Source organism: Streptomyces sp. NPDC028331 (assembly GCF_055565775.1).
This window is the reverse complement of the sequence record NZ_JBVHTR010000019.1, coordinates 123,422-136,296: the sequence shown is the minus strand read 5'-3', so window position 1 is coordinate 136,296 and position 12,875 is coordinate 123,422. Positions and strand designations below refer to the sequence as shown.

General features: G+C 70.9%; 9 protein-coding genes. 4 read left to right on the top strand and 5 right to left on the bottom strand.

From position 1 onward, the window contains the following. Positions 1-75 precede the first annotated feature (75 nt). Together ACZ4SW_RS26200 and ACZ4SW_RS26195 are read left to right on the top strand one after the other, a co-directional pair. The gene (locus ACZ4SW_RS26200; protein WP_468250501.1) at positions 76-588 is read left to right on the top strand and encodes a GtrA family protein; all 513 of its coding nucleotides are present in this window, start codon (positions 76-78) and stop codon (positions 586-588) included. Continuing rightward, positions 585-2,171 carry a hypothetical protein gene (locus tag ACZ4SW_RS26195; protein ID WP_468250499.1) on the top strand — a complete coding sequence of 529 codons (1,587 nt, stop codon included), beginning with the start codon at positions 585-587 and terminating at the stop codon, positions 2,169-2,171. The genes ACZ4SW_RS26200 and ACZ4SW_RS26195 overlap by 4 nt, the downstream gene beginning before the upstream one ends. A gap of 169 nt (positions 2,172-2,340) precedes the next feature. Here ACZ4SW_RS26195 and ACZ4SW_RS26190 read toward each other — a convergent pair whose 3' ends face one another. The 4 genes from ACZ4SW_RS26190 to ACZ4SW_RS26175 all read right to left on the bottom strand — a co-directional run bounded on the left by ACZ4SW_RS26190 (position 2,341) and on the right by ACZ4SW_RS26175 (position 8,163). After that, entirely contained in the window at positions 2,341-4,017 is a 1,677-nt protein-coding gene (locus ACZ4SW_RS26190) for a glycosyltransferase family 2 protein (protein WP_468250497.1), read from the bottom strand. Then, the gene (locus ACZ4SW_RS26185; RefSeq protein WP_468250495.1) at positions 4,014-6,245 is read right to left on the bottom strand and encodes a CDP-glycerol glycerophosphotransferase family protein; all 2,232 of its coding nucleotides are present in this window, start codon (positions 6,243-6,245) and stop codon (positions 4,014-4,016) included. The genes ACZ4SW_RS26190 and ACZ4SW_RS26185 overlap by 4 nt, the downstream gene beginning before the upstream one ends. A gap of 138 nt (positions 6,246-6,383) precedes the next feature. Continuing rightward, positions 6,384-7,256, bottom strand: coding sequence for an ABC transporter ATP-binding protein (locus tag ACZ4SW_RS26180; protein WP_468250493.1), 873 nt, complete (start codon positions 7,254-7,256; stop codon positions 6,384-6,386). Beyond that, the gene (locus ACZ4SW_RS26175; RefSeq protein ID WP_468250491.1) at positions 7,249-8,163 is read right to left on the bottom strand and encodes an ABC transporter permease; all 915 of its coding nucleotides are present in this window, start codon (positions 8,161-8,163) and stop codon (positions 7,249-7,251) included. The genes ACZ4SW_RS26180 and ACZ4SW_RS26175 overlap by 8 nt, the downstream gene beginning before the upstream one ends. A 259-nt stretch (positions 8,164-8,422) precedes the next feature. Here ACZ4SW_RS26175 and ACZ4SW_RS26170 point away from each other — a divergent pair, with 259 nt between their 5' ends. Further along, a complete protein-coding gene (locus ACZ4SW_RS26170) occupies positions 8,423-9,049 on the top strand; it encodes a TetR/AcrR family transcriptional regulator (RefSeq protein WP_468250489.1) in 627 nt (208 codons plus the stop codon). 239 nt (positions 9,050-9,288) lie between these two features. After that, positions 9,289-12,084, top strand: a complete 2,796-nt coding sequence (locus ACZ4SW_RS26165) for an N-acetylmuramoyl-L-alanine amidase (RefSeq protein ID WP_468250487.1) — start codon at positions 9,289-9,291, stop codon at positions 12,082-12,084. 138 nt (positions 12,085-12,222) lie between these two features. On the opposite strand, the gene ACZ4SW_RS26160 is transcribed toward ACZ4SW_RS26165, so the two are convergent. Continuing rightward, positions 12,223-12,819 (bottom strand): TetR/AcrR family transcriptional regulator, encoded by a 597-nt coding sequence (locus ACZ4SW_RS26160; RefSeq protein ID WP_200417721.1) that lies wholly within the window; start codon positions 12,817-12,819, stop codon positions 12,223-12,225. Positions 12,820-12,875: the final 56 nt, after the last annotated feature.

Sequence of the window (12,875 nt, the reverse complement as noted above, 5' to 3'; positions counted from 1 at the left end):
TTACTCGTCCCTGTTAGACGGGACGTTTGGAGCAGGTTTGGCGTGATCGTCGGACGAGTTGGAGGACCCGTACCCGTGTCTGTGAACCTCACCGAGCAGCGGCCCCAGGTCGCTCGCCCGGTTCCCGAGACCGTCGCTCCCGCCCCCGTCCCGGCGCTTTCCCGGGTCCGGCGGCTGGCGGTCGAGGTGATCAAGTTCGGGGTCGTCGGCGGCAGCGGTGTCGCGGTCAACATCCTCGTCTTCAACGCCCTCCTGCACGGCCTGGCGTGGGCCCCGATGACCGCGACCGTGCTCGCCAGCGTGATCGCCATGGGCACCAACTACCTCGGCTTCCGCTTCTTCGCCTACCGCGACCGGGCCTCGCGGACCCGGCAGCAGATCGTGCTGTTCTTCGTCTTCAGCGGGATCGGCGTGGCGATGGAGAGCCTGCTCTTCTACGTCGGCTACCACGGCCTGGGCATGAACGGGCCGATCGGCTCCAACGTGGCCAAGGCGTTGTCGATCGTGCTGGCGTCGGCGTTCCGCTTCCTGGTGTACCGGACGTGGGTGTTCCAGCACGGGGCGAAGCAGGGCACCGGAGCACGATGAGCGTCACAGCTGAGGGGACCGGAGGCACCGGCGAGGCCCGGAACCGGGCGGAGAAGCGGCTCGGGCGCCCGTGGGGCCCGCTCACGGCCGTGCGGACGCCGCACGGCGCGGTCGGCGCGGCGCTGTGGGCGGTGGTGGCGCTGCTCGTGGTGCTGATGCTGCTCGTCATCGTGCGGCTGCCGTGGGTCGGCGACCTCGGCATGCACGCGGCGACCGTGGAACGGCTGCGGCACCGGCTGCTGGACCCCGGCAATCCACTCGTCGACGAGAACACCCCGAGTCCGTACTACTCGCCGTGGATGCTCTTCCTCGGCGTCGTGGCCCGGGTGACCGGGCTCTCCGTCTGGGTGGTCCTGCGCATCGGCGCGCTGATCAGCCTGACGCTGCTGGTGACGGGCGTGTGGCGGTACGCCCGCACGCTGAACGCGCACCGTCTCGCGGGGCCGCTCGCCCTGCTGTGCGTGCTGTTCCTGTGGGGCACGCAGGTGTTCAAGTGGAGCGGCTTCATCGGGCTGAACTCGCTGGCGCTGACCGTGGCGTACCCGAGCGTGTTCGCGCTGGGGCTGGCCTTCCACTTCTGGGCGCTGCTGACGCGGACGCTGCGGAGCGAGGGCGACCGGGACGGCCGGGGCGCCTGGGTGGCGTTCCTCGGCCTCGGCGCGCTGTGGGCGCTGATCCTGCTCAGCCACCAGTTCACCGGGGTGGTCGCGACGCTGGGCGCGCTGGCGACGGTGGTCGGCGCGCGGGCCGGACTCAGGACGTGGCTGCGCCTCGCCGCCGGGCTGGCGCTGGGCGCCGTGATCCTCGCGCTCTGGCCGTACTACGACTTCTTCGCACTGTTCGGTGTGGGCGGCCTGGAGGAGATCCACCGCCCGCTGTACCAGGACCTGTTCCCGCGGTTCTGCCTGGTGCTGCTCGGCGTGGTGGCGCTCGGAGTGCGGGCGCGGCGGGACCGTCTGGATCCCCTGGTGCTGTTCTTCGCCCTCGGCGTGCTGGTGTTCGGCCTGGGCGGCCTGACCGGGCACTACTCCTGGGGTCGCGCGCTGCCGGCGGTGCTGATACCGGCGCAGGTGGCGGCGGCCGTGGAGGTGGCCGGGGCGGCGCGCGGCGCACTGCGGAACGTGGCGGCCGGGGTGCTGGCCGCGGCGCTGGCCGTGGGGGCGTGGACGCAGATCCAGACGGTCGGGTACGTGACGGGGCGGAGCGCGCTGCCCGGTGTGGTCGCGGACAAGTACCAGGAGCCGTGGGTGGGGTACCACTGGATCACGCGGTGGGTGCACTACGGGGACGTGGTGATGGCGAAGACCAATCCCGCGCGGCAGATCCCGGCGTACGGGGCGTACACGGTGGAGCCGGGCTACCCGGACTTCTTCCTGCCGGACGAGGCGCGCAGGGACGCGGCGGTGCGGACGTACTTCGCGGCCGGGTCGTCGCGGGCCGAGCGGCTGGGCGTGCTGCGGGAGTACGACGTGCGCTGGGTTGTCCAGCGTCCGTCGGACGGGGGGCTGCCGGCGGGGGACGGGGCGCTGCGGAAGGTGGCGTCGGGGCCCGGTGGCCAGGTGCTGTACCAGGTGGTCCGCTAGGGGGCTCGTTCCTCGAACGCCGGAGGGGCTGATTCTTCAGCCCCTCCGGCGTTCGAGCAACGGGGGAGCGAAGGGGCGGAGCCCCTGGAGGACGGGACGGGAAAGGGCGGCGGGGGCGAACAGACCTCTGTTCGCCCCCGCCGCCCCGCGGCATTACCGCTTCACCGCCTTATCGCAGCGCGCTCCGGACCAGGCGTGCGGCGCGCCGCACCCGCGGCCCCGCGATCCGTCGTACCACCGGACCGACCTTCGCCGTGACCCCCACCGGACGCCACCGCACCTCCAGGCGCCCCGCCCCGCGGCCCTCGGGCTCCACGGTCACCTCGTGCGGCAGCGTGCCCACCTGGGTCGCGGTCAGCGCCGGGAACGTCAGCGGCGCCAGCAGCACGCCCGTGTTGAACAGGCCCTGGTGTTCCAGGCGCAGCATGGGGTGGCGGATGCCCTGGAACCCTTGCACCGGCAACTGCGCCGCCGCCAGGTCCACCCGCACCCGGCCCTCGAAGACACCGGGACGCACGGGGTCCAGGCGGAACGCCGTCACCAGGCGGCGCCGGCCCGGCGCGACCACGATGCTCGCCCGCTGCGGGCCCACGGGGAGTCGCAGGCCCGGGTCGTACGTCCGGATCGACAGGTTCACCGACGCACCCGGACCCGGCTCCACCGACGTGATCTCGTGCCGGAACAGCGCGCTGGGGAACGGCCGGTACTCCAACTCCAGGTCCGACACGTCCAGTTCCCGCCGCGCCCAGGAGGACGCCGGCACCTGCGAGCCCCAGTACACGGCGCCCGAGTCGTCCGTGGACGTCGTGCGGGGAGCCACCCCGTGGCCCAGCCCTCGCGCCGCCTCCTGCGCCTCCGCCAGCCGCCGGTCGCGGATGAGCTGGATCACCACGCGTTCCACCCGCGGCAGTCGGGCGTAGGCGCTGGGAGCGAGTCCCTCCAGGTACGGCGTCACGATGTCCGCGAAACCGGCCAGCCACTCCTCGTCGCGGTAGGGCAGGTCACCGGCGTACATCCGGAAGTCGTGCTTGAGGAACTTGTAGTCCTTGTGCTCGCGCAGCCCCTCGTGCCCGCTCTCCGTCAGGAACTCGTCGATCAGCGTCTGCACGTAGATGCGGTCGCTGACGTTCGACAGCTTGTGCCGCTGGTTGGAGATCGACGCCACCTCGGCGGCCACGTACGGCGCTATGTACCAGCGGTACACCGGCTCCGGGATGATCGTGAAGGACCGGGCCAGACAGTACGCCTGCGCCGAGAAGAGCTGGTCCTCGTAGTGGATGCCCTCGGGGAAGCGGAGCTGGTGCCGGTCCAGGAACTCCCGCCGGTACATCTTGCTCGTCGACAGGTGCTCGAAGAGCAGTTCGGGCTCGGCGTCGATGCCCTCCACGGTGCGCCGCTCGGCGACCAGGTGCCCCATCCAGGTCGAGCGCCGTCCCGTGTCGACGCGGACCCGCTCCACCGCGCCCATCGCGAAGTCCACTTCCCGCTCGCGGTGCGCCGCCAGCAGCAACTCGACCGCGTTCTCGGGGAGTTCGTCGTCACTGTCGAGGAACATCAGGTACGGGCCCCGGGCGATCTCCAGCGCCCGGTTGCGCGGTGCGCTGCACCCGCCGCTGTTCTCCGGCAGGCGCAGGTAGCGCACCCGCTCGTCCTGGGCGGCCAGCCGTCGCGCCACCGACGGCGTGTCGTCCGTCGAGTGGTCGTCGCTGATGATCACCTCGATGTTGGTGTGCGTCTGCCGCAGCAGCGACGCCACCGCCCGCGGAAGGCGTTCCGCGTCGTTGAAGACGATGACCGTGATCGTCACATCGGGGGTTCGGGTCTCGGCGGTCACGGCCGGCGTCACGCGTTCGCCTCCTTGGGGGTCGGGGCCGGGGTGCGTTCGTCCACGGGGATCACCGGCGGCAGCGATGCCTCGCTCTGGCCGAGGAACACCCGGCGCACCACCCGTTCCGCGGCCTGTCCGTCGTCGAACTCGCAGAACCGGCGCCGGAAGGCGGCCAGCGACTTCAGCGCGGCCTCGTCCTGCCAGGCGTCCGTCTCGAACGCGGCCGCCAGCTCCTCCTGGCTGCGCGCCACATGGCCCGGCGCCTCCGCCATCAGGTCGAAGTAGACGCCGCGCGTCTTCGCGTACGTCTCCCAGTCGTCGGCGTAGATCACGATCGGGCGGTTGAGGTTGGCGTAGTCGAACATGATGGACGAGTAGTCCGTGACCAGGGCGTCCGCCGCCAGGCACAGGTCCTCGACCGGGTCGTACGACGACACGTCGATCACCCGTCCCGACCGGCGCAGCCCGGTCAGCGGGGAGGCCGCGCCGCCGTAGAAGTAGTGGCCGCGGACCAGCAGGACCGTGTCCTCGCCGAGGCGGTCGGCGAGGGAGGCGAGGTCGAGGCGCGGGGTCCAGCCGGCCTCGTAGTCGCGGTGGGTGGGCGCGTACAGGATGGCGCGGCGGCCCGGGGCGATGCCCAGGCGCTCGCGGATCGCGCGGATGTCCTCGGCCGTCGCCGAGTAGAAGACGTCGTTGCGCGGGTAGCCGTAGTCCAGCTTCGTGTACCGCGACGGGTACGCCCGCTCCCACATCCGCGTGGAGTGGCTGTTGGAGGACAGGCTGTAGTCCCACTTGTCGATACGGGCCAGCAGCGCGTCGAAGTCGAGCCCCTTGGAGGCGGCCGGGTAGTCGAGCTGGTCCAGGCCCATGCGCTTGAGCGGGGTGCCGTGGTGGGTCTGGAGGTGGATCGCGTCCGGTCGCTTGACCACCGAGTTCGGGAAGTTGACGTTGTTCACGAGGTACTTGGCCCGTGCCATCACGTCCCAGTAGCGGCGGGTGCCCGCGATGATGTGGTCGGTGCCCGGCGGCAGCAGCGCCGCCTTGGCACGGGCGACCACCCACACCTGGTGGATGTGCGGGGCGAGCTCGGTGAGCTTCGCGGCGATCGCGGCCGGGTTGCAGGCCACACCCCGGTCCCAGTACGCGGAGAACACGGCCAGGTTGGGGTCGACGGGCTCGCTCAGGGCGCGCCGGTAGCGGTGGTCGCGCAGTTTCGCGCCCACCTCGCGCTTGCCGGTGGTCACCGCCGACTTCACGTCGCGCCGCGTCTGGTTGGCGGCCTGGAAGGCGCGGTAGCGGGTGTACGCGTTCTCCTCCAGAAGGGAGCGGCGGATGCCCTCGAAGCCGCCCGGCCGCTGGTGGTGCTCGGGCCGCCAGTGCACGGCGGCGCGGGACGCGCGGGAGAAGAACTCCCGGGCCACCGGCTCCGGCATCCTGCTGCGCGCGAACGTGCGCAGCAGATCGCGCACCATCACGTCGTAGAGCACCGCGCGCGGTCCCTGGGGCGCGCCCTGTTCGGCCAGGATCCGGTGCAGGCGCTCGTACCGCTCTATCACGGCGTACCGCTGGGCGGCGGTCACCGGCGGCAGGCTCTCCTCGCGCAGTTCCCTTATCTCGTACGCGGCGTGGTCGAGGGCGGCGATCCGCTCGGCGTGCAGGAGCACGGCGTAGGCGGCGTACGCCTCGTCGTCACGGAACTCGCCGTCCGTAAGGGCCGCGATGTCCTGGTTTCGCCAGAAATCTGCCCGTATGACGCGGTTGCCCAGAACCGGGGTCAGTCGCAGCAGTTGCGGGAAGTCGGCGAGCGGAACGCCGCGGCGGCTCGCCCGGGCCAGGAACCGGTGGTCCCCGCTGGGCTCCCCGGAGGTCTGCCACGTGGAGCGCACGTGATCCACGACCAGGACGTCCGCCGAGTCCTCGAGCTCCGCGACCCGGTCGGCGACCGTGCGCACGGCACCCACGGGCAGCCCGTCCTTGGCGTGCACGAAGTGCAGCCAGCGGCCGGTGGCCCGCTCGGCGCCCGCGGCCCGGGCCGCGCCGTCGCCCGTGCCCTCGGGCAGTGGCACCACCACCATCCGGGGATCGTCGGCGGCGCGCCGCTCGGCCTCCTGCCTGGCCCAGTCGCCGACGGCCGCGATCACCACCTCGGCCTCGGCGAAAGGCTGGGTGGTGAGGGCGTCCAGAAGTTCGCCCAGGTGGCCTTGGGTCTCGGGGCCGTGAACGATCACGCTCAGCCCTGGTTGCACGTGGTCTCCCTGCTCTTCAGTCGCCCACGGCGGCACTGCTGCTGATGGAACAACATGAATAAGGCGTATACGAGATAGTAAGAGACGCGTACGAGAGGGGAACAACCGCTCTCTTCCCGCGCTCGATGAAGGAAAATGCTACTTCGCTGCCGCGGGTGCCTTCTTCTGCGCGCCCGCCTGCCCCGCGGCGCCCCCGCCCTTGGTCTTGTCGGCGCCGCCCGTGAACGCCTCGTAGGCCTCGAGGACCTCCTCGGTGGGGCCGTCCATGCGCAGCACACCGCGCTCCAGCCACAGCACCCGGTCACAGGTGTCCCGGATCGACTTGTTGTTGTGGCTGACGAGGAAGACGGTACCCGCCTGCTCGCGCAGCTCGCGGATGCGTTCCTCGGACCGCTTCTGGAAGGACCGGTCGCCGGTGGCGAGCGCCTCGTCGATCAGCAGCACGTCGTGGTCCTTGGCGGCGGCGATGGAGAAGCGCAGACGGGCGGCCATGCCGGAGGAGTACGTCCGCATGGGGAGTGTGATGAAGTCGCCCTTCTCGTTGATGCCGGAGAAGTCGACGATGCCCTGGTAACGCTCCTTGATCTGCTCCCGGGACATGCCCATGGCGAGACCGCCCAGGTAGACGTTGCGTTCGCCGGTCAGGTCGTTCATCAGGGCCGCGTTCACGCCGAGGAGGGACGGCTGACCGTTGGTGTAGATCTTGCCGTTCTCCACGGGCAGCAGGCCGGCGATGGCCTTGAGCAGCGTGGACTTCCCAGAACCGTTGGTTCCGATCAGGCCGATGGCCTCGCCCTTGTACGCGGTGAACGAGACGTTCTTCACAGCGTGCACCCGGCGCACGCCCGCCGCCTTCTCGGCCTGCTTGCGGCGCAGGATGCGGTTGAGGGCGGCGGTCGCGGAGCCACGGCCCGCGCCGGTTCCGTTGACGCGGTAGACGATGTCGACGCCGTCGCAGATCACCGTGGGGACCGGCGCGTCGGTCAGCTCGTCGTTCACAAGATCAGCCACGGCCGTACGTCTCCTCAGCCTTCCAGAAGTAGATGAAGCCGCCGACGCCGGCGAGCAGGGCCCAGCCCGTGGCGTACGCCCACACATGGTGCGGGAGCTGGTGCGCCTTGAAGCTGTCGATCAGGGCGTAGCGCATCAGGTCGATGTAGACGGCCGCGGGGTTCGACTCCAGCAGCAGCTTCGCCCAGTGCGGCATGCCGCTGTGCTTCAGCGTCTTGGCGATGCTCCACATGACGCCCGAGACGTACATCCAGGTGCGCAGCAGGAACGGCATGAGCTGCGCGATGTCCGGCGTCTTGGCGCCCATCCGGGCCACGATCAGCGACACGCCGGCGTTGAACATGAACTGCAGGACGAGGACCGGTACCGCGAGGACCCAGGAGGCGGCCACGGGCACCCCGAAGCAGAGCAGGATCACGACCAGGGCGGCCATCGAGAACAGGAGCTGCTGGAGCTGCTGGAGCGCGAACGAGATCGGCAGCGCGGCCCGCGGGAAGTGCAGGGCCCGGACCAGGCCGAGGTTGCCGCAGATCGCCCGGGTGCCCGCCATGATCGAGCTCTGCGTGAACGTCCAGACGAACACGCCCGTCACCAGGAACGGGATGTAGTCCGGCACGCCGTGGCTGGTGCCCAGCAGGACGCCGAAGATGAAGTAGTACACCGCCGCGTTCAGCAGGGGGTTCGCGACCTGCCAGACCTGGCCGAGCTTCGCCTCGCTGTACTGGGCGGTGAGTTTGGCGGTGGCGAAGGCCGTGATGAAGTGGCGGCGGGCCCACAGCTGGCGAACGTACTCCGGCAGCGAGGGACGGGCGCCGCTGACCGCCAGGCCGTGACGGGCGGCGAGCTGCGCCGGGGTCTCGGCCGGGTCGGTGGCCGTGGGGGGCGGTGTGTGGAGGACCTGGCTCACATCCGCTGCTTTCGCTCGGGGGGTCGGTTGCACAACCGGTACCGAGTGTTCCGCCGCGTCGCCCCCTCGGGTACCGCCGCCCTGCGTTTCTCACGTTTCTTGCCGGGACCTTGCTCGGCTCCAGGGTTCTTGTACCGCTCTTGGGGGTTCGGACGACTGCCCTTTACGTCGGGACGGCACCGTATCGTCGCAACGGGAGAGTAAGCCGATTCGACGTCGGAACGCAACCGTTTCGTCGTCACGCCCTATGCTGGTCCGCATGACGACGAACGCCGACACTCCCCAGGTGAAGCGGCGCCGCAGGGCGCCCGCGGGTGCGGCCGTCCTCCGTGAGGACGTGACGGAAGCCATTCGCGCGGCGGTCTTCGAGGAGCTGGCGGCCGTCGGCTACGCCCGGATGTCCATAGAGGGCATCGCGCGCCGGGCCGGTGTCGGCAAGACGGCGGTGTACCGCCGGTGGCGCTCGAAGCTGCACCTGGTCCTCGACCTGGTCTCGGCGATCGCGGTCCAGGGCCTGCCGGCCCCCGACACGGGCTCGCTGGAGGGTGATCTGAGATTGCTCTACGAGGTGACCTCCCGGGCCCTGCGCCACCCGGTGGCCGGCCAGATCATCCCGGACCTCCAGGCGGAGGCGGCCCGCAACCCCGACATCGCCGAGGCCATGCAGAAGGCGCTGCGCGAGGGTCAGGAGAGCGTGGCGAGCGGCATCGTCGCGGCGGCGGCCGCCCGCGGCGAGATCAGCGGAACCATCGACACGGACCTGGCGCTGGACCTGATCTCGGGCCCGCTGTACTGGCGAGCGGTGGTGGTACGGGGACCGAAGCTGCCGAAGGGGTACCTGGCGGGGCTGGCCCGGGCCACGGCGGGGGCGCTCAAGGCCTTGTGAGCCCTGCCCCGACCGCGGGAGGCCGCGCGCGGACGGCGGCCGTCCGCCCACCGCTCCCTTTGCCGCTCGACACGTGGGAATGACCTCGGTTCGGCATACCGAGTGTGTGTACGGCCGTCTTCCCTGCTAACGTCCCGCTGCCACCCCCCCTGGTTGGCCGAGGCATGGCCAGAACAGGATGTGACGGTCTTTTGAATCGCAAGCAGCGAAGACACCGCCGGTCGAGGATGCGGGTGGGAATGGCTGCCGGAGGTGTGCTCGCGCTGGTCGCGGCGGGAGTCGCGGCCGTGGCGCAGGCCAGCCAGCCCGGTGGCTCGCACCCGACGGCGATCGCTCCCACAGCCCTGCAGGATCGGTTCGCCTCGGCGGCACGGGAGTTCCACGTGCCGCAGAGCGTGCTGATGGCGGTGGCGTACCAGGAGAGCCGCTGGGACACCCACGCGGGCCGGCCGAGCATGACCGGCAATTACAACGTGATGGGCCTCACACAGGTGGCCTCGACGGACGTGCCCAAGCCGTCGGCCGGCGACCGCATGCGGGAGCTGAACCTGCGGGGTGAGGACGGCCGGCGGTCCTTCCATCCGTCGAAGCGCGTGCTGGCCGACGTCGGCGCCGTGCAGACCGACGCGCCCGCACTGCACACGCTGGACCGGGCCGCCGAGCTCATCGACGCACCGACGACGTCACTGCGCGCCGACATGGCACAGAGCGTCCGCGGAGGTGCGGCCCTGCTGGCCGAGTACGAACGCGCGGCGACCGGCGGGCTGCCGGCCGACCCGGCGCAGTGGTACCCGGCGGTGGAACGTTACAGCCAGTCGCCGGACAGCCGGGGCGCGGCCCAGTTCGCGCAGCGCGTCTACGCCCACATGCGTTCGGGGATCAGCCGTGTGACCGCCGACGGCCAGCGGGTGACGCTCGAGGCGCAGCCCGGGCTGAAGCCGCGGGCGAGCACGGCTGCCTACTCGACCACCGGCAGCACGCACACCGGCTACGCCACCGCGACGGCCGCGAGCTACACCACGGCGACGGCGGCCGCCGCGACCAGCACCCCGGCCCCGGAGTGCCCGTCCGGCCTGACGTGCAACTATGCGCCTGCCGCGTACCAGCAGACCAGTTCCACCGACAAGACGCAGTACGGGAACTACGACATCGCCGACCGGCCCTCGGACGGCGACGCGATCGACTACATCGTCATCCACGACACCGAGGGCCAGTACTCCTCGGCGCTCAGCCAGTTCCAGGACCCGACCGCCGGCGCCAGCGCCCACTACCTGATCCGCTCCTCGGACGGGCTGGTCACGCAGATGGTGGCCGACAAGGACGTGGCCTGGCACGCGGGCAACTGGTACATGAACCAGCACGCCATCGGCATCGAGCACGAGGGCTACGCGCTCCAGGGCGGGAGCTGGTACACCGAGTCCGAGTACGAGTCGTCCGCCGCGCTGGTGAAGTACCTCGCGGGCAAGTACGGCATCCCGCTCGACCGCGAACACATCATCGGCCACGACGACATCACGGGCCCGCTCGACGCGTACGTGGCCGGCATGCACTGGGACCCGGGCACGTACTGGGACTGGAACCACTACATGTCCCTGCTCGGCGCGCCGAACAGCAACCCGGCCGGCTCGCCGCTCGTCCCCGGCGAGGTGGTGCGGATCGCGCCGCCGTTCGACACGTCGTACGAACCGCCCGTCGACGGCCAGTCGGCGCAGCCCGCCGACTTCGTCTACCTGCGCACCGCGCCGTCGGACAGCGCATCGCTGGTCACGAACCCGTACTTCTCCTCCGGAACGACCGCCGCCGCCGACTGGAGCGACAAGGCGGTCGCCGGTCAGGGCTTCGTGGTGGCCGCGCAGCAGGGCGACTGGACCGCGATCTGGTACGGCGGCACGAAGGCGTGGTTCTACAACCCGCACGGCTCGTACACCGTGCCGGTCTCCGACACCTCCGCGGTCACGGTGGTCACCGCCCGCGACGGGGCCGACTCCATCCCGGTCTACGGCCGTGCCTACCCGGAGGCGAGCGCGTACCCGAGCGACCTCACCCCGCAGCCGGTGACTCCGCTCACCAAACACTCGATCCCCTCCGGGCAGGCGTACGTCGCCAACGCGCAGGAGACCTCGGGCTACTACCGCTCGACGACGTTCGACGGCAGCGCCCCGCACGACCGCACGGTGATCAGCGGCACCACCACCTACTACCCGATCCGTTACAACCACCGTCTGGCGTACGTGAGTTCGGCGGATGTGAAGGTGATCTCCGCGGTGCCCGGGCCTGCCGCCTCGAAGCGGCAGAACATCCTCGCCCGTGACTCGTCGGGCAACCTGTGGCAGTACCAGGGCACGGGGGTGGCGTCGTCGCCGTTCCTGTCGCGGTACAAGGTCGGCTACGGCTGGGGCGGTTACAACGCCATGACGCCGATGTCGGTCTTCCACGCCGACGGCACGGGTGACATGGTGGCCCGCGACGGCTCCGGCAACCTCTGGTACTACCAGGGCAGCGGCAGCCCGTCGGCGCCCTTCAAGGCGCGTGTGAAGGCGGGTTACGGCTGGGGCGGCTACACCATGCTCGGCATGGGGGACCTGACCGGTGACGGCAGGCCGGACCTGCTCGCGCGGGACTCCTCGGGGAACCTGTACGTCTACCCCGGCACCGGCAGCACCACCTCGCCCTTCGGTCCGCGCATCAAGGCGGGCTACGGCTGGGGCGGCTACACCATGGTCAACGGCGGTGATCTCACGGGTGACGGCAAGGGGGACCTGCTCGCGCGGGACTCGGCGGGGAACCTGTACGTCTACCCCGGCACCGGCAGCACGACGTCGCCCTTCGGGCCTCGCGTCAAGGCCGGTACGGGCTGGGGCGGCTACACCATGGTCGGCCCCGGTGACCTGACCGGTGACGGCAAGCCCGACCTCGTCGCCCGGGACTCCTCCGGGAACGTGTACCTCTACCCGGGTACCGGCAGCCCGGCGTCGCCGTACGGCGCGCGGAGCGGCTTCGGCACGGGGTGGGACATCTACAACGCCATCATCTGACCGGTTCACAGCCGGCCTGCCGACCCCCGTCCGAACCGCGCGGTACGCCGCCGGGGCGGACGGGGGTCGGCCGTATGTGCCCGACCTGCCCCGGCGCGCAGGGCCCGGGGCTCGTAACCGCTCCTTGGGGCGTATCCGCTACTCCGGGGCGCAGCCCCGCAGGATGTACGCGACCAGGTCGTCCAGGCCCTGGGCACGCACCTCCGGCGGCAGGTGGTCGCCCGCCGCGAGTGAGGCGTAGCCGTGCAGGCTGGAGAAGACCCCGATGCCCACGCTCTCCAGGGGGCCGTCGCGCACCTCGCCGCGGCGCTGGGCCTCGCCGATCAGGTTCTCCATCTGCGCGATCCACCGCTGGGACGCGGCGCCGAGCTCCTCGGAGGCTTCGGGGGTGTGCTTGATGGCGTACATCAGGTCCAGCAACTCGGCGTTGGCGGTGGCGAATTCCACGTAGGCGTGGGCCCCGGCCCGCAGCCGTTCGGCGAACGACTCGCCCGTCCCCTCCAGAGCCGCCGTCATCGTCTGCGCGAGCCGGTGGAAACCGGTCAGCGCCAGGGCGTCCAGCAGCGCCTGCTTGTCCTTGAAGTGGCGGCTCGGTGCGGCGTGGCTCACGCCCAGGTCGCGCGCGAGTTCGCGGAGGGACAGCGCGGCCGGCCCCTTCTCCCGGAGGGTCTCCTCCGCCCGGGTGAGCAGCGCGGCGCGCAGGTCTCCGTGGTGGTAGCGACGGCGAGTGTGCATACCGGTCAGTGTATCGGCCAAGTGGTCGTCGCCTACATTGTTGTCATTGACAGCAT